12 protein-coding genes are annotated in these 25,757 nt (G+C 37.0%); 7 read left to right on the top strand and 5 right to left on the bottom strand.

Annotated features, from left to right (window positions below):
* The first annotated feature begins 294 nt into the window (after nucleotides 1-294).
* The 5 genes from AC4IFE_RS19170 to argS all read left to right on the top strand — a co-directional run bounded on the left by AC4IFE_RS19170 (nucleotide 295) and on the right by argS (nucleotide 11,534).
* Nucleotides 295-3,324: a SusC/RagA family TonB-linked outer membrane protein gene (locus tag AC4IFE_RS19170; protein WP_490758723.1), complete on the top strand. Its 3,030-nt coding sequence runs from the start codon at nucleotides 295-297 to the stop codon at nucleotides 3,322-3,324.
* Between the two features lie 6 nt (nucleotides 3,325-3,330).
* Nucleotides 3,331-4,794, top strand: coding sequence for a SusD/RagB family nutrient-binding outer membrane lipoprotein (locus tag AC4IFE_RS19165; protein WP_490758722.1), 1,464 nt, complete (start codon nucleotides 3,331-3,333; stop codon nucleotides 4,792-4,794).
* 413 nt (nucleotides 4,795-5,207) lie between these two features.
* Nucleotides 5,208-8,207 (top strand): SusC/RagA family TonB-linked outer membrane protein, encoded by a 3,000-nt coding sequence (locus AC4IFE_RS19160; RefSeq protein WP_490758721.1) that lies wholly within the window; start codon nucleotides 5,208-5,210, stop codon nucleotides 8,205-8,207.
* Nucleotides 8,208-8,219: 12 nt separating this feature from the next.
* The gene (locus tag AC4IFE_RS19155) at nucleotides 8,220-9,641 is read left to right on the top strand and encodes a SusD/RagB family nutrient-binding outer membrane lipoprotein (RefSeq protein WP_490758720.1); all 1,422 of its coding nucleotides are present in this window, start codon (nucleotides 8,220-8,222) and stop codon (nucleotides 9,639-9,641) included.
* 132 nt (nucleotides 9,642-9,773) lie between these two features.
* A complete protein-coding gene (gene argS, locus AC4IFE_RS19150; protein WP_490758719.1) occupies nucleotides 9,774-11,534 on the top strand; it encodes an arginine--tRNA ligase in 1,761 nt (586 codons plus the stop codon).
* 94 nt (nucleotides 11,535-11,628) lie between these two features.
* On the opposite strand, the gene AC4IFE_RS19145 is transcribed toward argS, so the two are convergent.
* The 5 genes from AC4IFE_RS19145 to ccoN form a co-directional block, all read right to left on the bottom strand.
* Nucleotides 11,629-12,561, bottom strand: a complete 933-nt coding sequence (locus tag AC4IFE_RS19145) for a YihY/virulence factor BrkB family protein (RefSeq protein ID WP_490758718.1) — start codon at nucleotides 12,559-12,561, stop codon at nucleotides 11,629-11,631.
* 1 nt (nucleotide 12,562) lies between these two features.
* Complete coding sequence (gene tamL, locus AC4IFE_RS19140) at nucleotides 12,563-14,887, bottom strand: translocation and assembly module lipoprotein TamL (protein ID WP_490758717.1); 2,325 nt, start codon at nucleotides 14,885-14,887, stop codon at nucleotides 12,563-12,565.
* A complete protein-coding gene (locus AC4IFE_RS19135) occupies nucleotides 14,887-19,917 on the bottom strand; it encodes a translocation/assembly module TamB domain-containing protein (RefSeq protein WP_490758716.1) in 5,031 nt (1,676 codons plus the stop codon). Before AC4IFE_RS19135 ends, tamL begins: the two co-directional genes overlap by 1 nt.
* A gap of 443 nt (nucleotides 19,918-20,360) precedes the next feature.
* On the bottom strand, nucleotides 20,361-21,248 hold the full coding sequence (locus AC4IFE_RS19130; protein ID WP_490758715.1) for a cbb3-type cytochrome c oxidase N-terminal domain-containing protein: 888 nt from the start codon (nucleotides 21,246-21,248) through the stop codon (nucleotides 20,361-20,363).
* Nucleotides 21,249-21,266: 18 nt separating this feature from the next.
* On the bottom strand, nucleotides 21,267-23,546 hold the full coding sequence (gene ccoN, locus AC4IFE_RS19125; protein WP_490758714.1) for a cytochrome-c oxidase, cbb3-type subunit I: 2,280 nt from the start codon (nucleotides 23,544-23,546) through the stop codon (nucleotides 21,267-21,269).
* 184 nt (nucleotides 23,547-23,730) lie between these two features.
* Here ccoN and AC4IFE_RS19120 point away from each other — a divergent pair, with 184 nt between their 5' ends.
* Entirely contained in the window at nucleotides 23,731-24,024 is a 294-nt protein-coding gene (locus AC4IFE_RS19120) for a helix-turn-helix domain-containing protein (protein WP_111955217.1), read from the top strand.
* A 116-nt stretch (nucleotides 24,025-24,140) separates the two neighbouring features.
* Nucleotides 24,141-25,568, top strand: coding sequence for an amino acid permease (locus AC4IFE_RS19115; RefSeq protein ID WP_490758713.1), 1,428 nt, complete (start codon nucleotides 24,141-24,143; stop codon nucleotides 25,566-25,568).
* Nucleotides 25,569-25,757: the final 189 nt, after the last annotated feature.

Raw genomic sequence — 25,757 nt, 5'->3', positions numbered from 1 at the left:
AATACCATTTTATCATTGGAATGTAATTAATTTATTTGATAATCAGATTGTTATATTGAAATTGCATTAATATTTTGTATAGAAATTATCAATTAAAATCATTTGTGTTTTTCTAAAAAAAAATATTGATAAAATGATTTGTTATTGTTAATTATTTTGTTTTTAACTTAATTTAACAATATTTATAATTCTTATTTTGTAAATAAGTGAATATTTGATATTTTTTTAAGATTTTGTTTTGTATTTTTAAGAAAGTTTTACAAATTTGTAGAGGATACAAAATTAAAATTTGATATGAAGAAACTAACAACAAGTCTACTTGTTTTGGTATTGTCTTCATCTGTTGCCATTGCTAACGCTCAGCAGAAGAATGATACTGTAAAAACAAAAGAAATTGAGGGAGTAGTAGTAACTGCACTCGGAATTAAGAGAGAGAAAAGATCTCTCGGGTATGCAACCCAGGAAGTAAAAGGAGAGGCTGTTAACAAAAACCCTACTACTAACTTCTTAAATAACCTATCAGGTAAAGTAGCTGGTTTAGAAATTAAGCAGAGTACAAACTTTGGAGGCTCTATTAATGTTGTTACAAGAGGATATAAAACCATATTAGGAGATAACCAGGCACTCTTTGTAGTAGATGGTGTACCTATTATGAATAAAAATATTAATACGGCAAACCAAGCTACTGGTGGTGGTGGCTATGACTATGGAAGTTCCGTATCTGATATTAATCCTAATGATATAGAGACTCTTAATGTTCTTAAGGGGGCAGCAGCAACTGCTTTATATGGCTCTAGAGCACAAAATGGTGCTATAATTATTACCACAAAAAGAGGAAAGAAAAATAAGGAAGGTATAGGAATGGAGTTTTCCACTTCTATTACTATGTCTACGATAGATAAATCAACATTTCCTGAATATCAGACGCAATATGGGCAAGGGTATACAGGAAAAAGTTTTAGTAGCACATTGTACCAGGGAAGCCCTAGGGTAGCTTTTGGAAATGATGCTTCATATGGTTCACCTTATGATGGTTCAATGGTATGGCAGTATGGGGCATTTATTCCAGGTTCTCCAACTCAAGGGCAAAGGACACCATGGCAGATGGCAAAAAATGGACCGATTAAATTCTTTAATACAGGAACAAATTATGTAAATAGTTTATCCTTCAATGGGGGAAATGATCAGTCAACTTATCGATTAAGTTACACGAATACTGACGCATCGGATATCATGCCGAACAGTTCATTAATTAAAAATAACTTCAGTGGAAATGCATCATATAAATTAACAGATAAATTAACTGCTAATTTATATGCAAATTATATTACTCAAAAAACAGTTGGTCGAAATACTACTGGTTATAACGATAATATAATGACCAATTTCAGACAATGGTGGGCTACAAACGTAGATATTAAGGATTTGCAATATCTCTATAATGCTTATAAAAAGAATTATACATGGAATATGAAGAGTATGACAGATCTGACACCGGCATTCTGGGATAACCCATATTTTCAAAGATATGAAAACTATCAGAATGACTCAAGAGACAGATTTGCAGGAAACTTCAGTTTAAATTATGATGTAACAAAAGATCTTAACTTTTTAGTAAGAATGGGAAGAGATGGATACACTATGATTACTGAAGACCGAAAAGCTGTAGGATCATATATTGGAAATGATTTTGGGTTAAATGGAGCTGTTGATCAGCCTTCAGGTTATGCTACTAACCAATATAAATTCTCTGAGACCAACTATGACTTTATAGGTACATATAAAAAGAATATTACAGATGACTTTAATGTTAATGTCTTATTAGGAGGTAACATTAATGTACAAAAAACGTATTCTAATCAGCAATCAACATCAGGAGGACTTTATATTCCAGGAATTTATACTGTTGCGAATTCGAACTCCGCACCGGTTAGACCTCTGATTTCAGATTTGTCGAAATATGTTTATGGAGTATTTGGTCAGATATCCCTTGGATATAAAAATACATATTATTTAGAAGGAACATATAGAAGAGATCAATCTACTGCTCTTCCTGAAAATGATGCTGTTTACTGGTATCCATCATTATCTGCCAGTATCGTCTTCTCAAATCTATTGAAAGCAAATTGGCTGAATTTTGGTAAAATACGAGCAGCTTATGCAGAAGTAGGATCAGATACAGGAGCTGATCAGTTACTAAATAGATATTTTTCACAACCGTCATATGGAGATATCCCAATCTATGCTTACAATACCACGCTTAGAAACTTTGAGCTTAAATCGCAGGGACTTAAAAATATAGAATTAGGTATTGAAACAAAAATGTTTAATAATCGTCTAGGTTTTGATGTTGCTTGGTTCCAGAACAAAGCATATGACCAGATTTTACCATTGCCTGTATCTTTTGCTAACGGAGCTTTGGCTAAGACTCAAAATGCAGGGGAGCTTACAACGAAAGGTTTTGAAGTATCAATTAATGCTACTCCTATAAAAACAACCAATTTCTCTTGGGATTTTACAGTAAACTGGTCTAATCCATGGACGAAAGTTACAGAGCTTGCTCCTGGTATTGAAAATATTACAATGGGTAGATCTCAGGGTGGAGTCAGTATTAATGCTCCTCTTAATGGAGATTACGGTTCAATATGGACATCAGATTATGTTTATGATTCAAACGGACAGCGTATCGTTGGAGAAAATGGGGCATATTTAGTAACAGACACTCCTACATATAACCAAGGAAGCTTCCAGGCCGACTGGACAGCTGGTATGAATAATACATTAACATACAAAAACTTGTCCCTAAGCTTCTTAATTGATTGGAGAAAAGGTGGTAAAGTATATTCCTTAGATCAATATTATGGATATGGAACGGGGATATATCCTGATTCAGTAGGATTTAATGATCTAGGAAATCCAATCAGAAATACTCTAGCCAATGGTGGAGGGGTAATTCTTCCAGGAGTGATGGAAAATCCTACTAGTCCTGGAACTTATATTCCAAATACAATCAGATTGGATAGATCACAATCAAGCCAAGTTTTGGGAACTGATCTTCCTGGGGCAGCTTATGTATATGATGCAAGTTTCATAAAACTGAGAGAGGTGGCAATAACTTATAGATTTAATAAAGAATTCTTTAATTCTAAATTCATACAAGGGATGTCCGTTAGTTTAATTGGCAACAACTTATGGATTATGCATAAAAACTTACCTTACTCTGACCCAGAAGCAGGACTTTCCTCTGGAAACCTTCAGGGATATCAATCTGGGCCAATGCCAGCTACTAGAAACATTTCATTTAATGTAAAAATTAATTTCTAAAAGAACATGAAAAAATATATAATAACATCAATATTAGCTCTTTTGTTTGTCGGATGTACAACAACTGATGACGTCAATTTGGATGAGCATGCATTTTATAATACAACTCAGGAATCCTTGCTTACTTATGCACAAAAAGAGCTTAGTGATTATATGAATACGCCTAGTGTGAATGAAAACAACTTTAGGCTCACTATGCAGTACTGGACAGAAACTATTTATGTAAATGAAAGTAATTATGATTTTACAAATAGAAATGTATCTAATAATGTTTGGACTGACAATTATGTTAACGTACTTAAAAATTTAGATCAGGCTGAAAGAATAATTAATGCTTACGCGCCGACTCCTTCAGAAATAGCTTCATGGCCAGGTAAAAAGAAAAATCAGCTGGCTATAATTGATATGATGAAAATCTATACATATCAGGTTTTAGTAGATACTTATGGCGATATACCTTATAGTCAGGCATTAAATATAGATGTTTATCCACTTCCAAAATATGATAAAGCTTCTGATATTTATTCATCTTTAATTTCTAAATTGGAGATAGATTTAAATAATCTATCAAACAGTTCCAAAGGATTTACTGAAAATGGAGATATTTATTATGGTGAACTTAATCCAGCTACAGGTAAAAAAGAATCCAACATAACTAATTGGAGAAAATTTGGAAACTCATTACTTCTAAAATTAGGTATTACTTTAGCTGATGTTAATCCAAGCTTAGCTCAAACAACTGTAAACAAGGCTATAACTGGTGGTGTAATTATGTCATCACAAGAAAACTGCCAATTCCAGTATCTTGGTGCTTCTCCTAATGAAAATCCTATGTTCCAAGAAACTGGTTCAAGAGATGATTTCATTGCTGGAAAAACTTTGGTAGATTATATGAATACTAATAACGATCCAAGAATCAGTGCATATTATACAGATGTTGACGGTGATTATATTGGACAGGTTATCGGAACGCCTGGAGAATTTGCAGACTTTTCAAACGCTGGAGAATTTGCATATACAGCCACAACACCGGGGATAATTTTAAGCTATACGGAAGTATCTTTTTATCGTGCTGAAGCTGCTGCAAGGTGGGGCATAGGAGGAAGTCCTGCTGCATTATATTTAACGGCAATTACATCATCTTTTAATGATTGGGGATTAGCATCAGATGCTGCTGCTTATATTGCTGCACATCCATACAATGCTGCAAACTGGAAGAAATCTATTGGTGAGCAGGCTTGGGTTGCAATGTATAATCAGGCAGTAACTTCTTGGAATTTTTACAGAAGATTAGATTATCCTCAATTAGTAGCTCCTTCAACTGCAATTCCAAATGCAGAAGGAAAAGTTCCTGTAAGACTTCAGTACCCTGCTGCGGAGGCAACTACTAATGGTAGTAATTATGCAGCTGCAAGTGCTGCAATCGGTGGTGACAAGCTAACCACAAAAATATTCTGGGATATCAACTAAAGATATATTTTAACATTCATATCAAAAACCGCCTTCGGGCGGTTTTTTTTGTTAAGATTTATGATAAGACAGTTTTTATGGGATGAAATATAATATGCATTACATTGTTAATTTTGTGAATTATTTTTGCCTTACTCATTTTTAAGTGAGTAATTATTTTATAATCAGTGACTTATTGTGTATTTAGAAATATTCTATATAGAAAATATCAATTAAAATCAGTTGGGTTTTTCTGAAATATAATAAGGGTTAAATGTTTAGTTTTTGTTAATTATATTGTTTTTAACATAATTTAATGAATTATTGTTATTAATTCTTAAATTTAATAAATATTTTATAATTTTTTTATGATTTTACTTTGTGCTTTTAATAAAGTTTTACAAATTTGTACAGTCTTAAAATTAAAATTGGATATGAAGAAACTAACAACAACTCTGCTTGTTTTAGTATTGAGTTCATCTTTTGCTATTGCTCAGGCACAAGAAAAGAACGATACCATTAAAGCAAAAGAAATTGAAGGGGTGGTGGTAACTGCACTTGGGATCAAAAGAGAAAAGAAATCTCTTGGTTATGCTTCCCAGGAAATTAAAGCAAGCGCTCTCTCTGATGGTACCACAAATACGGGGAATATTGCGGCGCAATTATCTGGTAAAGTAGCGGGTCTTAACGTTACTACAAATAACAACTTTGGAGGATCTTCCAATTTGGTTATCAGGGGAGTAAAATCATTGGGAGGAGGTAACCCACTTATTGTTATTGATGGATCGCCTGTTAACAATGGCACTACTCGAGAGAATTCAATCGATTATGGAAATGCGCTTTCTGATATCAACCAGGAAGATATTGAATCTATCAACGTACTAAAAGGAGCTGCAGCATCTGCATTATATGGGGAAAGAGGATTAAATGGAGTTATTGTAATCACTACCAAAAATGGAAAAGGAAAGGATGACGGCTCTTGGGGAGTGACATTCTCTTCCGCTACTCAGGTAGGATTTATTGATAAATCTACCTTCCCGGAATATCAGACAAAATATGGTGCAGGATATTCTCAAGTATTCGGATCAAAGGCCGGTGATGGTTTAAATTATGCTAACTTTTCAGCAGATGCATCATGGGGCCCAAAATTTGATCCCAATTTAATGGTGTACCAATGGGATTCTTTTAATCCTTTATCTCCTAACTACCAAAAAGCAACACCGTGGGTAGCGGCAAAAAATGGGCCAATTAAGTTTTTCGAAAATCCGACCTCATATATTAATAGTGTAACATTAGAAAAAGGGCAAAAAGGGAAAAACATCAGTTTTACTTATGAAAATATGATGTCTGATGGATTAATGCCTAATTCTCATCTTAATAAGAATAATTTCTCTTTAAAGATTAATTATGATCTGACTCCTAAATTACATTCTTCTTTTTATTCTACGATGACTTTGCAAGATACTAAAGGAAGAAGTATTACAGGATATTCAAATAACATAGCAACAGGTTTCAGACAATGGTGGCAAACCAATGTAGATGTTAAAGATCTTCAAAACTTATATTTTGCGAATGTAGATCCACAGGTTGCCAATGCATCCAATAATTATGGTAATGTTACCTGGAGCAGAAAGTCTGCGACAAATGGAGCGCCAGCATACTGGAATAACCCATATTTCCAGGCCTATCAAAATTATTCCTCAGATAAGAGATATAGAAATTTTACATATGGACAGATAACATATGATCTGTTGAATAACATCTCTGTTACTGGAAAAGTTTCTTATGACAGATCTAACCTTATGGCTGAAACAAGATTAGCTGTGGGGTCTCTGCCTCAAGCTTTCGGTCAATCAAATAATTCAATTGGTTCAGGGTATGGTAGACGTGATATATTACAGACGGAGACTAACTATGATTTAATGGTGAATTATAAATTTGATATAACGGATAATATTAACCTTTCTGGAGTTATTGGAGGAAATATACGTAGAAATTATAATAATTCTGTATATGCTTCAACCGAAGGAGGATTGGTAGTTCCAGGAATTTATGCTTTATCTAATTCAAAAAAAGCACCTTTAGCATCAGATGAAACCGAATATACTACACAAACTAACTCAGGATATGCAACTGCTTCATTTGATTTCTATAAGAAATTCTATTTAGATGCAACTTGGAGAGTGGATCAGTCATCAACATTACGAGATGGTAATAATGTATATAACTATCCCTCTATAACAGGGGCATTAATTATGTCAGAAATACTAAATACCAAAAAATGGATGAATTTCTGGAAAATAAGAGCAAATTATGCAGAGGTGGGAGGAACTGCAAGTCCATACCTGTTAGTTAATAATTATAGATCTGCAGGGATTTTAAGTGGGGTAGGAATTTATAACTCCATTTTAAATCAACCCTTTTTTAATTTAATGCCTCAAAGAGCTAAAGAATTTGAAATAGGAACGGAAGCTCATTTCTTAAGAGACAGAATTACGGTTGATTTTGCATATTATAAAACTAAAACTACACCTCAGATTCTGGCACCACTGCCTACATCAGCTGCTATTGGATATACAGGTAAAATATTTAATGCAGGTAGAATTGATAACAGTGGGGTTGAAGTACAGCTAGGGTTGGTACCAATCAAGACAAAAGACTTTACTTGGAATATTGATGCCAACTGGTCTAAAAACCAGAATAAGGTCGTAGAGTTGTATCCGGGGATTAACAATTACTTATTGAACAGTTTCCAAGGAGGAGTTTCTTTAAATGCGAGAGTAGGTGAAGCCTGGGGTACATTAATAGGATCCGATTATACCTATGTGAACGGACAAAAAGTCATTGACCCCAAGACAGGAAAATATTTGCCGAATCCTAATCAGGTGATTGGTAATACAACACCAGATTGGATTGGTGGTATCCGTAATAGCTTCAGTTATAAAGGATTCTCTTTAAGCTTCTTAATTGATATGCGTAAAGGAGGCGATGTATTCTCAACCGATATGTATTATGGATTATCAACAGGTCTTTATAAAGAAACAGCTGAAGGAGATTATAGAGATAAACCTATTGTTTTACCTGGTGTCCTTCCTGATGGTACCCCAAATAATATTCAATTATCACCGGTGGATAATAATGGTGCTATGGGATATAAAACACAGCCTTCAAGAGAGTTTGTTTATGATGGTTCATTCATTAAGTTAAGAGAAGCAAGTATCGGTTATACACTTCCTAAATCCTTATTGGAGGGAACTAAAATTTATGATGTAAAATTTTCAATTGTAGGTAGAAATTTATGGATTATTCATAAAAATTTACCATATGCGGATCCCGAAGCTATGGTAGGTGGAGGCCTTAACTCTTACGGCTGGTCTATTGGTTCTATGCCAACAACAAGAGATCTGGGTATCAATGTTACATTTAAATTCTAAATTACTTTAAAAATGAGAAATATTATAAAAATAAGTTTAGTGTCTGCATGTATTGGCTTGGCTTTAAGTTCATGTCAAAGTGATTTAACTTCTCTTAATGATGATCCTAAACATCCGTCAATTCTTCCATCTGAAAACTTATTAGCGACAGCTATGTATCAGGCGTCTTATTATATGGATAACCCAAGTGTGAATTTTAATAATTACAGATTTTTTACACAACAATGGGCGGAAACTCAATATCCGGATGAAACTCAATATAATCTGGTAACCCGTAACCAGCCTCGTAATCATTTTAACAGAATGTATGTTTACAGTATTAATAACCTGAAACAGGCAAAAATGAATCTGGTTAATGAAGTAGAGACAGATGATATCCGTGCCAATAAATTAGCTACCTTAGAAATTGAAGAAATTTTTATCTGGGAGAATATTGTTGATACATTTGGAGATGTTCCTTATTCTGAAGCTTTCAAACCTGATGAGATTTTAACCCCTAAATATGATGATGCCAAAACTATTTATCTTGACTTAATCAAAAGAATTGATGCTGCTACTGCTACTATAAAGCCTGCAGCTACCGGTTATGCTGATCTGGTATACGGTGGTAATATGACGAAATGGAAGAAGTTTGCTAACTCTATTAAATTAAGATTAGGAATGAATTTGGCAGATGTTGATCCAGCATTATCAAAGACAACTGTTGAGTCAGCAATTGCAGCAGGTGTTATCTCTTCTGATGATGAAGCCTATAAATTTAAGTATGATGGAAATACATTTTCAAATCCTGTATTTGATAACTTAGTGGCTTCCAATAGAAATGATTTTGTACCTAGTGAATTAACTATTAACACTATGAAAGCTCTTTCCGATCCAAGAATGGATGTATGGTTTACAAAAGTTGGAGGAGTTTATAAAGGAGGAGTTTTCGGAGAATTAAATGATCCTTATACTAATTTCTCTCAATTAAGTCCTTATTTCAGATCTGCAACGACTGCATCAAATTTATTGAGTTATGCGGAAGTAGCCTTCTTAAAAACTGAAGCTGCAGCAAGAGGATATTCAGCCGGAGGTACTGCCGCAGATCTTTATATTGCTGCTGTAACAGAATCTATGAGAGAAAATGGAGTAAGTACGGCCAATACAGTAACGTATTTAGCTGCTAATCCATTTAATGTGGCAAACTGGAAACAATCTATCGGTACACAAGCTTGGATTGCAATGTTTAACAAAGGATTTGCCAGCTGGAATTTTACAAGACGTTTGGATAGTCCAACACTTGTTAATCCTCCAAAGTCTAATTTATCATCTGTACCTTACAGAATGCCATATTCTGATCAGGAGTATGTGTTAAACGGGGCTAACGTTAACGCAGCTGCCAGTAAAATTGGTGGAGACAAAGCAACAACAAAACTTTTCTGGGATAAATTTTAATCCCCTTAGTATATTTAACATTCATATCAAAACCGCCTTCGGGCGGTTTTTTTATTTCCGTATATTTGTATCTCAAAATTTGAGATGAAATAAGGCTAGTCCATGTGGCCCTTAAAAAAGTAATACATACACATGAATATTAAAGATAGTATAGAAAAGAAACTTGCAGAAGTTATTTTAAATGTATATCAGTTAAAAGACATTAATCTGGAGGTTCAGGAAAATAAAACGGAATTTGAAGGCGACTTTACCATTGTTACCTTTCCATTGGTGAAACAGTTGAAGAAAAATCCGGAAAGAATTGGCGTTGAGCTGGGTGAAGCCTTGACAGAACAGTCTGATTTGTTTGAAAGTTTTAATGTGGTGAAAGGCTTCCTTAACGTTAAGGTACAGAACCAGCTTTTTGTAGATAATTTCAGATCTGTGGGCAATGATTTTGATACCATAGAAAAGAAAAATTCAACGGTGATGGTGGAGTATTCTTCTCCAAATACCAATAAGCCACTTCACCTGGGGCATGTGAGAAACAATCTCTTAGGTTTTTCTGTCGCTCAAATTTTAAAAGAGGCAGGTTATGAGGTGATTAAATCGCAAATCATTAATGACAGAGGAATTCATATCTGTAAATCAATGTTGGCCTGGGAGAAGTTCGGGCATGGAGAAACTCCTGAAACGACGAATACAAAAGGAGATAAATTTGTTGGAAACTATTATGTAGAATTCGATAAGAACTATAAAAAAGAAGTTGCCGAACTTGTAGGCCAGGGAGTAGAAGAAGAACAGGCTAAAAAAGAGGCTCCTTTGATCAAAGAAGCTCAGAAAATGCTTGTAGATTGGGAAAACGGAGATCAGCAGGTAAGAGATCTCTGGAACGAAATGAATTCCTGGGTTTATAAAGGATTCAATGAGACGTATCAACGACTAGGAGTAGATTTTGACCAGGTTCAGTATGAAAGCAATACCTATATTTTAGGAAAAGATCTTATCCAGGAAGGATTGGACAAAGGTATTCTTTATCAGAAAGAAGATGGCTCCGTATGGTGCGATCTTACCGATGAAGGTCTCGATCAGAAGCTTCTGCTTCGTTCAGACGGAACATCGGTTTATATGACTCAGGATTTAGGAACAGCTGTTCAGCGTTTTAAGGAAAATAACATCCAAAAGCTGATCTATACAGTAGGAAACGAACAGGATTATCATTTCCAGGTTTTATTTAAGATCATGAAAAAGCTTGGGTATTCCTGGGCAGATCAATTGTTCCATCTTTCTTATGGAATGGTCGAGCTTCCTGAAGGTAAAATGAAATCCCGTGAAGGAACGGTAGTAGATGCAGATGATCTGATGGCAGAAATGCACGAAACTGCCCGATTAAAAACGGAAGAAATAGGTAAGCTTGAAGGATTTTCTGAAGAGGCTAAAGCAATATCTTATGAAATAATTGGGATGGGAGCACTGAAATATTTCATGCTGAAGGTAGATCCTAAGAAAAAAATGTTGTTTAATCCAAAGGAGAGTATTGAATTTAATGGAAACACAGGTCCGTTCATTCAATATACCTACGCACGTACTCAATCTTTGCTGGCAAAAGCGGATTATGAACATAAAGAAGTTTCAGATGTTGCCTTAAACCAGTTTGAAAAAGAATTGATTATGCTGCTGGCTAATTACAGAACAATTGTAGAAAAAGCAGCGGAAGCATTAAGCCCTGCATTGGTTGCCAATTACGTTTATGACTTGGCTAAATCTTACAATTCATTTTATCAGAGTAACATCATTCTGAAGTTGGAAGATGAAAATTTAAAACAATTCCGTTTGAATCTATCAGACATTACAGCTAAAACGATCAAAAAATCATTAGCATTGCTCGGTATCGGAACTGTAGATAGAATGTAAAAATAAGCCTCCTGAAATTTTTTGGGAGGTTTTTTATGTAAAATGTATTAGTGATAAATACTACAAATCTTTGTAACTGTACAGCCCGAAACTCTTAGATTTCCTGCATTTCATTTTCTCTCTTACTATCCCTGTACAACTTTGCGGCACTCCATTTTGCGTGTTTGGAAAGAACAACTTTATAACCTTTTTTGTAGTTATACACTTTTGTAAACTCGGCTCCGAAAAAGATAAGCATGCAGGAATAATTAATCCACATCATTATTAAAATCACGGTTCCTGCGGCCCCAAAAGTAGAAGTAGGTTTAAAATTACCAAAATACAGACTCAGTAAAAATTTTCCCAGCGTAAATAAAACGGTAGTCAGTAATGCACCTTTCCATACGGGTTTCCAACTGATTTTGATATCAGGAAGTACTTTAAACATAAGCGCAAACAAGAGCATCACCAATCCAAAACCAATGGCAAAATTCACCAGCTCTACAAGCATATATGTTTCAAGACCAAAATAATTGGTGATCCAGTTGTTAAACAGACTGATCATTGAAGATAAAATCATTGTGATCATCAGTAAAAACCCTAAAATCAGGATCATTCCCAATGAGTTGGCTCTATCTAACAGAAATTTAACCAAAGCCTTTTTAGGAGCAGCTTCCACATCCCAAAGTGTATTTAAGGTATGCTGCAGCTGAAAAAATAAAGTGGTGGAACCAAAAACTAAAGATCCGATTCCTACAATTTTCATGAAAATATTCTGCTTGTCAATGAGTGCTCCCGCGATCATTCCTTCAATGCTTTTAGCAACGTCTTTTCCCATCAATCCGCTGATCTGGTTACTGATCTCTCCGCGGATGGCTTCCTCACCAAAGAAATTCCCTGCGATCCAGATAATAATGATCAATAATCCCGGGATTGAAAAAATCGCATAATAGGCAAGGCTTGCCGAATCTTTTGATGCGGAAGAATTGTTCCATTCAGCGAAGGTATCTTTCAGTACCTCCCAGAAAAATTTGATTGTATTGATCATATTAGAAAGGATATCCGATGGCTATATTTAAAACTAAATTATCTTTTCTCCAGCTTGAGTCTCCAAAATTAATCCGGTCAAATGCCCATCGGTCTCCTTTTTCATAATAAGGAACCCTCAAAGGCATCGCCAGGTCAAGTCTCAAAATCAGGATAGAAAAATCAAGTCTTAGGCCAACTCCGGCTCCCACTGCAATTTCATTTAAAAATTCTTTGGAAAATTTGCCTCCGGGCCTGTCCTTATCGCCATTGATTAACCAGACATTTCCTGCGTCAACAAAAGCAGCAACATTCAGAAATTTATAAATATTGGCCCTGTATTCAGCATTTAATTCTAATTTGATATCTCCGGCCTGATCTAGCAGAGTGCCTTTTTCAATCGTCCGGGGATCAAAACTTCCAGGACCCAAAGTTCTTGCACGGAAAGCACGGATACTGTTGCTTCCTCCTGCGAAAAACTGTTTGGAGAAAGGAATGAATTCCGAATTTCCATATGGATAAGCTATCCCGCCGATAAACCTGCTGGCGAATGAACTTTTTTCAGTGAATTTATGATAGAACCTGAAATCATGTTCCATTTTTGCATATTGGCTGAATGGAACGCCGAATATTTTTTTCTCTTTATCTTTTTTTACGTTGGCTCCCGTTACCAAACCGGTAATATTTCCTGCAAGATCCAATGTTCCCTTATAATAGATGGTATTCGTTTTAGGAAGCATTGTATTGGTATACGTATACGAATAAGTTGGTCCGAAAATAAGCTGCTTTTCAACCACTCTTCGTGCAGCGGGAGTGGTTGCCTGCTGAAGGAATTCATCGGTTACTTTGGCAGGAGAAACTAAGGTAATATCAATGACCTTCAGATCATGTTCTTTTCTTGCATTCTCTTTCCATACATATCCAAATGAAGCCGTAAAATTATTAAGCGTATAAAATTGTGTGCGGTTCTGAAATTCATAGCCCAACGTAATATTCGTTCTCGGAACAAAAGCACTTGAAGAATTGAAACGGAAAGGCGCTACAATCCTTGGAATCGAAAGCTGAACATTTGTTCCTGCGCGGAAGAGATTTTTTGCATTTTCCTGGCCTCCCATCTGGAAATCAAAAGCTCCGTAAACAGCTGCCTTAAACTGTTCGGCTCCTCTGAAAAAATTTCTGTGTGTCCAGTTCAGGTTTAATTCACTTCCTGCATAATTGGCGGAATTGGTTCTTCCTAAAGCTTCCAGCCTCAGCGACTGAATTTGTCTCGGTGTCAGTAAATAATATGCATCAAACTGATGTTGTAAGGAATCCGAAACAATAAATTCATTTTTTACAAATTTGAAAACTCCCAGACTGATCAGACGGTTAAGCGTAAGATTGTGATTGGAACGGTTATAAAGATCTCCTTTCTTAAAATACAGAGCTCTGTCGAAAATCTTCGGTTTGAATTTATGCTGAGGATCAATTACGTAAATATCATTGTATGCATATTTAGAAAGCGAATCCGTATTCATCGGAACACTGTATTTGCCTCTTTTTACATCCTGTATATTATAATTCGGAAATACAATGACCTTGTCAATACTGAACTGCTTCGTTGCCAGATCGGGAGTATTGTCTTTTAATTTCACATTAAGCTCAACCTTGTGGTTTTTACTTACCGTACTGTCTGCCTGAACAATAATATTATCAGGATTGAAATAATAAAAACCTCTTTCTTTTAAGCCGTTATCAATACGTTCCCTTTCATCTTTAATCACGTCCAGGTCAAAAGGTTTTCCGGGCTTTAGCAGAGTTTTATCCGTTAAACTTTGAATTTCTCTATTGATAAGGGAAGAATCCTGCTGGAATTTAACATTACTGATGAAGTATCTTGAGCCCGGCCTTAAAGTATAAATTACCTTTGCCTTTTTATTTTTGGAAACCGTATCATAGGTAGCTTTTGCATTAAAATATCCCTTGTTTTCAGAATAGTTTTCAATGATTTCTCTGTTAAATTCACGATCGACATCTCCCAAAAGAACAGGTTTTTCGCCGGCCTTATATTTCAGCCAGTAATTGAAGCCTTTGTTCTTTTTAGGCTCTTTGGCAATGTTATAGAAATACAATCTCGGGCGGAGCCCTAATATGGTTGAATTGGGCTTTGGAACCAGATTTTCTTCCAATGCAGACTGAAGCTCTTTTTTCTCCTTCTTGGAAATGGTATCATTATCTATTTTCACTTCCCCTCCTACGTAAAGCATCTGACCTTCCTTCAGGAATTTTGTATTGCTGCATGAGAAAGCAACAGCCGCAAATCCTGAAACAAACAGATATTTCCAATATATATTAAATCTGATTTTCATTATTTAAATTCTACCACCTGGTTATTTTTGTTTTCTTTTTTACGTCTGTCCTTCTTAGATTTCTGGAAAATCTCACGGAATTTATCATAGTCTAAAGTGATGATAAATCCTAACCCCGTTTCTATAATCTGTCCCTGAAGAGCTACCTGATATTCATCCTTACGGTAAGCCCTAAGCATATATCTTCCGTCTTTTGATAGACTGTAGTCTACGGTGACGTTTCCTGCAATATTCGTTGTGTTTTCATTTTGGCGGGCTTCACCTTCCAGGGCAAAATTACTTCCTACAGAAACTTTCAGACGGTCATTCAGTAATTTTTTGCTTACCCCTACATTCAGGTCAGTTCTTGTATTCTTTGTTCCGCTTGAATAATCTTCAGAAGAATCAAGACCCAGATCAATATCAACTCCTTTAATCAGGCCTGAAGCCAGATTATTCAGCTGTTGGGATAGAATTTTACTCACACTCTGTCTGGCCATCATCTCAGCCGACATTCCTGCGCCGGATTCAAACGGGTTCTCCCCGATGAAGCGGTTCAGTAGCAAAAGAGCAAAAACCTGCTTGTTCATTTCCGATTCCTGAGTTCTGAGCTGAGTAAGCTTCTGGTCTACAATATCAGTTACCGTTGAGGAAACAGAATTATTTTTCTCATCCGTAGTAATATCAAACGTGATTTGCGGCTTCAGAAGCTCACCTTTCATTTTTAACAAAGTATTGAAAGGTATTCTCTGCTTAAACTGATTCATAACGGAGGCATCTTCACCGCTTACCTGCTGCTCAACGAGATCTATAGGCGGAGCTTCCGTTTTATAGACGGCCGTAATATCCATCATAGCTGCAGTAGGTTCTCCGGTCCATGTGATTGTGCTTCCTTTCTGGATATCAAACTTACGTTTCAGAAGACTTACAGAAAGCTCATAAGATCCTTTTTCCACCTCATACACTCCCACAAGAGTTGTCTTTCCTGACGGGTCTATTCCTCCGGTCAGTTCCGCTTCACCCTGAAGTTTTACAAAATCTCCGTTAGCTTTATCAATAACAATAGACAGTTTAGCCTCTTTGCTTACTTCAATATTCACACTCACATCCATTCCCTTGAAACGGCTTTGTGCTTTCAGGGAATCGGCATTGATGGTTTTATTTAAAACTACCTGGTCCTGGTCAATAAATTCTACAATTCCGTCTCTTTCCTGCAGAGATGGGCTGGATTGCGGAAGAACAAAAGTGAAATCGGTATCATCAGAAACCGACAGTCTGCCGTCAACTTTTGGGAGATCTAAATTTCCTCTGACATGAAGTCCGGCATCAATCGCAAGAATCCCGTACATCATCGCGTCATTGGATTTTTCCGAATTAACCACTTTAAAGTCTTTCGCGTTCACATCCAGGTTGAATGCAAAATCCCTGTAAGTCTGGGTAAGAATCTGCCCGTTGATCACAAGAGAATTTCCATCCTTATCATTTATTTTAAACTTATTAAGCTCTATTCCCCGGTTTGTAAAATCAATATCATCATTCAGTTTTCTGAAATCACTGCCTGTTTTGGCAATTTCCAGTCCGGCATCATTAAATTTTACTTTACCTAAAATATTCGGTTTGTCTGTATTTCCGGTGATCTTTAAATTCCCTGAAAGATAGCCTTCCGTATTTGTTATCGCATTCATTGAAAATCCCTGGACACTCTTCATCTGCAGTTGGTTGATGGCCATATTCAGATCAAATGTACTGGAAGAAGTATTGTAATCTCCAAGAATTTTCACATCATTGTTATTGCCGGAAAGGGCAACATCAGCATTTAAAATGTTCGGTGAAGTATTGTTTACTTTTACCGCCAGGTTTCCAACCGGACTGCCGTACACAATCAGATCTGTGATATTCAGATCAGAAGTGAAGGTCATATTTTTCGTTACATCACGGAGCTGTGCTGTCCCGTTGATTGTTCCTCTTGCCAGAACAGTATCTTTTTTGATCAGTTCAGTAATGGTTTCAATTTTAAAATCTTTTAGTGAAACATTTAGAGGGCTGGTTGGGCGGTCAGTTTCAGACTGAAGCGATATTTCACTTCCGCCATTGGACAGGATGAAATTATTTGCTAAAATTCCCTGGCTGCTGATCTGGATTTTATTGTTTTCAGCTACATTCCAGTCCGAATAATTTAGTTTTAAACCGTTCGGGTTCAGAGAAATTTCAGTGATATCGTTTAAAGATTTTGCATTTCCTGCAATCAGGAACTGTGTGGCATCTTTATCATCTTTCGTGGTAATATTATAATTGATGATATTATTGGCAACATCCCCGTTTACTGCGATTTTTTTCAGCGTAAAGCTGGAACTTTTTAAAGAACCTGCATTAAGGCTGTACTGTAGCGCCTGATTTTCATTGGTTACTTTTAAAGCAACATTTTCCAACGAATTTTCACCATATAATAATTGCGGAATCTGTCCGTCAATTTCTATTTTTTGAGAATCTGCATCATAATTTCCGGCTAGATTGATGGTTTCAAAGCTTTTCAGATCCGGAACAAATTTCCTGATCAGGTCATCATTTTTAATCTTTGCATTGAATGTGAAAAACTGTCCCGGATCAATTTTCTGACCTTTATCGGGCTTCTGGAACTGATAATATTGATTCATCGTCTGCGTTAAAGCACCAAAAATCTGTGTCAGCTTATATTTTCCTTTTAAAGAAACATCAGCAATCTGAGAATTGAAAATAATCTGCGTGGAATCCTGTGTAGAAGAAGCTTTCAGATTCACTTCCTGAACCGGGTAAACCTCTTTCGTATCTGAGAATACAAAATCTTTCAGGTTTAAGTAACCGTTTAAAGCATCAGGATTGAGGCTTGAAAAATCACCATCGATCTTTCCGGCAATGATCATCGGTTTCTCATAGAATCCAAGCTTATTCACATCAAGCTTAATCACTTCACCATTGATTTTTACCGTAGGATTTTTTTCGCTGTAGACTCCGGAAGCTATTAAATTCAGATTGGCATTAGGATCTTTTGAATTTAAAATGATATTGTAGACGCCACGGTTTATTTTACCCGTTAAATCCATATTCTGGTAACGGTATCCTTTGTAGACGGCCGAGGCAACATGACCTTTCAGATTGGCATTAGCATTTTTAAAATCAAAGCTTTCACCTTTTGCTGAAATTTGTGCGGTGATTGGCCCGATATCCTTATTTTTAATAATCTTTCCTACCTGAACAGCCTGAAGATTGGCTTTTATATCATACAGTTCCCTGTTTTTTCTGCTCATATCCACATCTGCAACAATGGCTGCATTTCCAAGGGTAGAGTAGAGGTTCAGGTCTGTCTTCACCACTTTGGTCGTTCCTTTTGCATTTCCTTTGATGCTGAAATGGGAAGGCAGGGAGATATTGGAAGGAATTGTATTCTTCGGAACCAGATTGTATACTGTTTTAGCTTCTGCTGAAAATTCTCCGATCCTAAGATCATAATACAGATTTTCGGGCTTCATCGCATTCTTGACTCTTCCTGATGCAGCGACTCTCAACTGATCCAGTCCGGACACTTTAAGATCTTTGATCAGAAGGTCATTCACAATTCCCTGTACATTGGCATTGACATTCAGGATAGCGTTCGGGTACTTGTTGAAGGGGACTGTATTTCGTAAAGTAGGAACAATATTTAAAATATCAGCGAAGCCTATTTGGGAATCTTTAATGTTGGCTGAAATTTTTACAGCACCCGGATTGGAAGTCAGCTGGTCAAGGGAATCATAATTTAAGATTACCTCATCACGGATCAGCGTTTTGGGAGTCTGCAGATAAAGATCTTTCAGGTAAGCCTGTTTTTCTGCATATACAAAATCTGTATTGAATTTCTGGATATTCAGGCCTCTTCCTTCCTGGATTTCTGCTGAATTCACTGTTCCTGCGAAAGTATTGTTCTCCATTTTGAATCGCCTTACCTCCACGTTCATTTTAGAAAAATTCATGTGGTTGAAATCCATTCCCTGTCTGGTAGGAGCAATCGCAGTATTGTTGTAAATAGCTTTTACATCATTCAGCACAAGTTTTCCAAGCAGCAGTTTCATCGCTTTATCCTTATCTGAAACTTTGGAAACGTCAGGCTCTTTTTGATCTTTCGGATTGGCATCTTGCGCTGGCAGATAAAGATTGGCGTTAATATCTGCCCCGGAAAGAAAAACATTGGAAATATTGTAGGAATTGTTTTCCAGATCAAGTGTATTGACTTTCGTACTTAATTCTTTGAACAGAACTTTAGCAAAAGTTTTGGTGTTATCATCCCCGTAATCAATATTGAAATTGGTAAGCCTGATTCCTCTGAGGCCAATATTCATTGGCTTTTTATCATTAAGTGAATCTACCTTTTTCTCTACTTTTTTAGAAACCTCTTCTACAAGATCCTGCTTTAATTTTAATCTCAATCCGTCCAGATTGATATCATTAACGGCATAAGTATTTTTATTGAGGTCAAAAGTTTTAACTCTTGTATCGAATGATTTGAAATACAGCTGAATGTCATTCCTCGACTGCTGGTCAGTGAATGTTACCCCGATATCTTTTAAATTGATCTTATCCAGGGAAATAATAAACGGTTTGGAAGGACTTTCTTCTTTATCGTTGGTCGCAAATGCATTGATGATATAATCGAAATTGAATGTGCCGTTCGGTTTTCTTACCACATTGGCTCGGGCTCCCTCAAGATCTACTGAAGTAATGTCGGCAGTAGAGTTGATAAGCTTCAGCATGTTTAAGCCTACATCCAGCTTTTTTACGGCAAGAAGTGTATCCACATCCTGTCCTTTAAGGTAAAGGTTTTCCATGATAAGGCTGTTCGGAAACCCTATAGTAACCCTTTCCAGACTTACTTTGGTTTTGATTTTTTTCTCAAGATATACAACCAGTTTGTCTTTGATGAAGTTCTGAACGGCAGGAAGCCTTAAGCTAAATATCAGAAGGGTAAGAAAAACCAATATTGAAATAAAGGTTATTGCAATACGCTTTAAGAGCTTTCTTTTGTTAATTTTCAGTTTCAAATGCGATTAGGTTTCTAACAAAGATAAGAATACTATTTTATAAGTTCTTTGTTGTGGTATCCTACTAGCAATACAAAAATCCTGCCTTGGCTGCCTTATTATGGAATTTAGTTTAGTAGTTGTCAAGTGAATCAGTTGATAAAGACAACCAAGGCTTGGATTTTTTCTTTAAAAGCCCCCTTTTATAATCATTTTTAATGTTGAAAAGGTTAGCAAAAATGAAAAATTCAAATGTTAGATAGGTTTCAAAGGGGGCAAAGATATATGGAGATAATAAATTTTTATTAATTATTAATTTACTTAAGTTAAAGTGCTGGAAGCTGGAAGTTAATATTGTACACTCTTTTTAAAAGTTATCGTAGGTTTAAAAAAATAATAAAACGGTTCCGTAGGTCTGTTTTTGTACCGCAACAACTTCCCTCTTCCAGCTTCAAACTTTCTGATTAATTGTTTCCGTTTTCCCATTTCACTTCTTCACCCTGAGGAGCGGCACCGCCCTGGGCCGGAGTGATAGGAGCGGTTTCCTGGTTGATGTGATAGATATAGGCTGCAATTTTTTCAGCATCCCTTCCGCTGATGGTTCCTTCTTTTATAAAAGGCCGCATTGTAGGATTATTTGGTGAACCGTTTTCAAGCATCCAGAAAACATTTTTAAACAGGCTTTTTTCTTTGATATTGATCCAGTGTGTATCCGTAAGATTCGGACCAATGCCTCCTTTTCCGCCGTCACCGTGGCAGGTTGCACAATTGGTTTTGAAAAGCTCCTGACCTTCTGTGATATGGTCTGCGCTGTATTTTGCAGTTTCGAGATCAATCCGGGGTGCGGTTTTTTCATATTCTGCTATGGAAGCCAGCATTGTAGTGGTTTCTTTGTTTAATTCTGCCTCAGGATGGGCATATTCTGTAAAGGCAAAGGCTGTCATATACACCACACAGAAAATACATCCGAACCAGAACAGGCCTATCCACCATTTTGGAAGTGAGTTGTCAAGCTCTGTGATCCCATCAAAACCATGGTCGATAAGAATATCTTTTTCTTCGGTGGCAGACTGTTTCTTAAAAGCTGAATTCCAAATTTTCTGATAATAAGGAATGCTTTTTTCTGCTAAATATTCCTTCTTGTCCTCTTCCGACAGTCTGCTGAAACTTTCGTTTTCCACCAGATCTCCGATAGCGTTCATGATCAGAAGAAGGATAACCGCGATCACAATAAGCGCCCAGAAAAACGGAGAAGAAAAATAGCCTGAATCTCCGGCGAACATTTCAAACGCCATGATCGTTAAGCCTATCGTTGTTGCGATATATATTGAAATTGGGGTTCTCTTTTTCATTGCAGTACAATTTTAAGGTTATTCAGCACTTGCTGTCTGAATCTGTGTTGTTTTAATATCGGTTCCTAATCTTTGCAGGTAGGCGATCATCGCTACAATTTCTCTCTGCTCAAGCGGCACATAAGATGCACCTTTTGATGTTTTTTCTTTTTCCATCTGGTCTTTCACATCTGTGGCTTCAGAATAAATTCTCTGTACAATGGCTTTAGACTGGTTATCTGCCCATTGGTTTGCCGAATCTATTTCAGCTTTTGAATAAGGCACATCGAAAGCGTTTTTCATTAACCTCATCTTATCAACCATCTGAGTACGGTCTAATTTATTAGTGATCAGCCATGGGAAACGCGGCATAATGGAACCTGCAGAAGTTATTCTCGGGTTGTACATATGTTTGAAGTGCCATGAATCCGGGTTTCTGCCACCTTCTCTGTGAAGATCCGGACCGGTTCTCTTGGATCCCCATAAGAAAGGTCTGTCATAAATAAACTCCCCGGCTTTTGAATACTGCCCGTTTTTACCTTCAAACCTTACAATTTCATCACGGAAAGGTCTGATCATCTGAGAGTGGCAGGAGTTACATCCTTCACGGACGTACAGATCTCTTCCTTCCAGCTCAAGCGGTGTGTAAGGTTTCACAGCCGTTATGGTCGGAACACTCTGTTTAAGAGATAATGTTGGAACAATTTCTATTAGTCCACCGATAGCTACAGTGATGAAAGCCAGGATAGAAAGTAGCTTTGGAGTTCTTTCCAGCCAAAGATGCACGCCTTCGCCTTCTTTTCTTGCAGTACCAATGTCTGCCAATGCAGGGGCTTCTGCCGGAACGTTTTTCTGGAATGAGCCTGATCTTACGGTTTTGATGACATTAATCACCATTAAAACAGCCCCTGAAAGATAAAAGATACCTCCTAAGAATCTCATTTTAAAGTAAGGAATAATTGCCGTAACCGTATCCAGCCAGTTTTTATACATTAAAGTACCGTCCGGATTGAACTGTTTCCACATTAATCCCTGGGTAAATCCTGAAATATACATCGGAACTGCGTAAAAGATAATTCCCAATGTTCCCAGCCAGAAGTGCCAGTTGGCCAGTTTTTTAGACCACAACGGTGTTCTCCACATGATAGGGATCAGGTAATATACGACTCCGAAAGCCATGAAACCATTCCATCCAAGTGCGCCCAAATGTACATGCCCGATTACCCAGTCGGTGTAATGCCCGATTTTATTTAAAGATTTTGTAGCCAATAAAGGTCCTTCGAAAGTAGCCATACCATAACAGGTAATTGCTACAACGAAGAATTTGAGGATCGGGTTTTCTCTTACCTTATCCCAGGCTCCTCTTAAGGTAAGAAGACCGTTCAGCATTCCTCCCCAGGAAGGTGCGATAAGCATAATAGAGAACCCGGTTCCTACGGCCTGAGCCCATGCCGGAAGCGCCGTATACTGTAGGTGGTGAGGGCCAGCCCAAAGGTATACGAATATCAGCGACCAAAAGTGAATAATGGATAATTTGTAGGAGAATACAGGACGCTGTGCCGCTTTCGGCATGAAGTAGTACATCAGACCTAATACCGGAGTTGTCAGTACGAATGCTACAGCATTGTGGCCGTACCACCATTGTACAAGAGCATCTTTTACACCGGCATATACGGAATAGGATTTCCAGCTTGTGAATGATAAGGGAACTTCAAGATTATTAAAAATATGCAGCATGGCTACGGCGATCCATGTGGCAATATAGAACCAGATGGCCACATACAGGTGTCTTACTCTTCTTTTGGCAATGGTTCCGAACATATTGATTCCGAAAACAACCCAGGAGAAGGTAATCAGAATGTCAATAGGCCATTCGTGCTCTGCATATTCTTTGGAAGTATTGATTCCCATTAAAAATGTGATCACCACGGCAATGATCATAAGCTGCCAGCTCCAGAAATGGATCCATGAAAGGGTATCGCTGTACATTCTTGTTTTTAAAAGTCTCTGCATACTGTAATAAGCGCCGCAGAAGAAGGAATTACACACAAAAGCAAAAATAACGGCACTGGTATGAAGCATTCTGATCCTTCCGAATCCCATAGCACCCTGCGTGTTGATCAATCCCTGGATATTTCCGCTTCTTAAGCTCTGGATAGTGGTATCATCTGTACCGAATAAAAACTCTGGTAATTCAGGGTAAAAAAGCATCAGTGCAGCTGTAAGCCCCAGCAGAAAGCCTACCAGCCCGAATACGATAGTAGCATACAAGAATGCTCTGACAATATTATTGTCATAATTGAATTTTTGCGTCTCCATAATTCCAATTGTGTTGTACCGAAAATATTTATCCTCTGAAATCAGATGGTATTGACCTTTGATTTATATGAAAAAATAAATATCATGTAATGGGTATAATGTTTTGCCAAAGGTATTTATTAACTTTGTGTAAGTCTAGTAGGTATCCTTCTAAACTATACCGAAAACTACTAAAACAAGAACGATGAAAGTATGTGGTCAAAATATCAGGAAAATCCGTAGAAGCAAGGACTTTACGCAGGAGTATATGGCTTTTGAAATGGGCATTTCCCAAAAGGCCTATTCTGACATCGAAAATTCTAAAGTGAAAATCAATCTGGAAATACTGACGAAGATTTCCGATATTCTGGAAATTAAACCTTCAGACATCTGCAGTATTTCACATAAATGTGGTACAGATGGTAATGATGACCGGTACCAGTCACTTTTAGAGTACATGAAAAAGAATAATATTTCAATTCCGGAGGAATATTTATAAGAAATACCCATTTTCCCTTTTTTATTTATTTAAAACTGAATTTGTTGAATATTCTGTGCGCTTCATAGAACCCGAATTCCTCTAAAGTTTTATATATTTAGGGCATAATTGATTTTATGAGCAGCGAACAGAAAACAGAGTCCAATGATGGGACTCTTGTCAGAGGATTAACCAACAGACATATTCAATTAATTGCCCTCGGGGGAGCCATAGGAACGGGACTGTTTCTAGGGATCGGCCCGGCAGCAGTTTTAGCAGGCCCATCCGTTATTCTGGGATATGCTTTAGCAGGAATTATTGCATTTTTCATTATGCGCCAGCTGGGTGAAATGGTGGTTCAGGAACCGGTTTCCGGAAGTTTCAGTCATTTTGCCTATAAATACTGGGGAAATTTTCCGGGTTTTGCTTCAGGCTGGAATTATTGGATCCTTTATATCCTTGTGAGTATGGCCGAGCTTACGGCTATTGGTCATTATATTCATTTTTGGTGGCCCGAAATTCCACTCTGGGTTTCCAGTTTATTCTTTTTTGTCATGATTACTGCCTTAAATCTGGCGTCTGTAAAAGTATACGGAGAAACAGAATTCTGGTTTTCCATCATTAAAGTGGTGGCGATCATCGGGATGATTGTTTTCGGTATTTATTTATTATTAAGCGGTACGGGAGGAGATAAAGCAAGCATTTCCAATCTGTGGAATGACGGCGGATTTTTCCCCAAAGGTTTCTTTAATAAAGGGGAAAGTGGATTTTCAGGACTGTTTGCAGCTATGGCGATGATCATGTTCTCTTTTGGAGGGTTGGAACTCATTGGAATTACGGCTGCCGAGGCTAAAAACCCTGAAAAGACTATTCCTAAAGCAACCAATCAGGTTATTTACAGGATTTTAATTTTTTATGTAGGTGCTTTGGTTATTTTATTTGCTTTGAGTCCTTGGAGAGAAATTACAGAGGGGACAAGCCCTTTTGTCATGGTGTTCCAGAATTTAAATGGATTTGAATTTAATATATTCGGAAAGGTGATCCAGTTCAATGTGTTAATTGCCAATATCCTTAATCTGATTGTTCTGACGGCTGCTTTGTCGGTATACAACAGCAGTGTTTACAGTAACAGCAGAATGCTTTTCGGACTGGCTCAGCAGGGAAATGCACCGAAATTTTTAAAGAAACTGAATAAAAACAGTGTTCCTACCAATGCGATCCTGATCTCTTCCTGTTTTGCCGGAATCTGTATTATCATCAATAAACTGGTTCCTGAAAAGGCATTCGAATACTTAATGGCTTTAGTGGTTTCTACATTAATTATCAACTGGCTGATGATCTGCTATACCCATTTGAAATTCAGGAAAGAGAAAGATAGAGACGGAGTGAAGACCTTATTTCCTTCCATATTTTATCCGGTATCGAATTACATCTGTATTCTGTTCCTGGTTGCTATTTTGGTGTTGATGAGTATTACAGGAATGGAAATTCAGGTGATTTTAATTCCGGTATGGCTGATTTTCTTATTTCTGATGTTTAAACTGTATAAGCCTAAGACCAAATAATTACAATATAAAAGGACAGATTTTGATCTGTCCTTTTCTGTATCTTTATTTTACATAGCAAAGCTATTGTGAGGAGTAAACCGTTAATGATTTTAAAAACAAAAACCATCCTTTAAAAAGGATGGTTTGTAGACCCACAGGGATTCGAACCCCGACTGACGGTACCAAAAACCGGAGTGCTACCGTTAC

Source organism: Chryseobacterium sp. UF-81, assembly GCF_058245105.1.
This window is presented reverse-complemented; position numbering and strand designations above follow the sequence as displayed.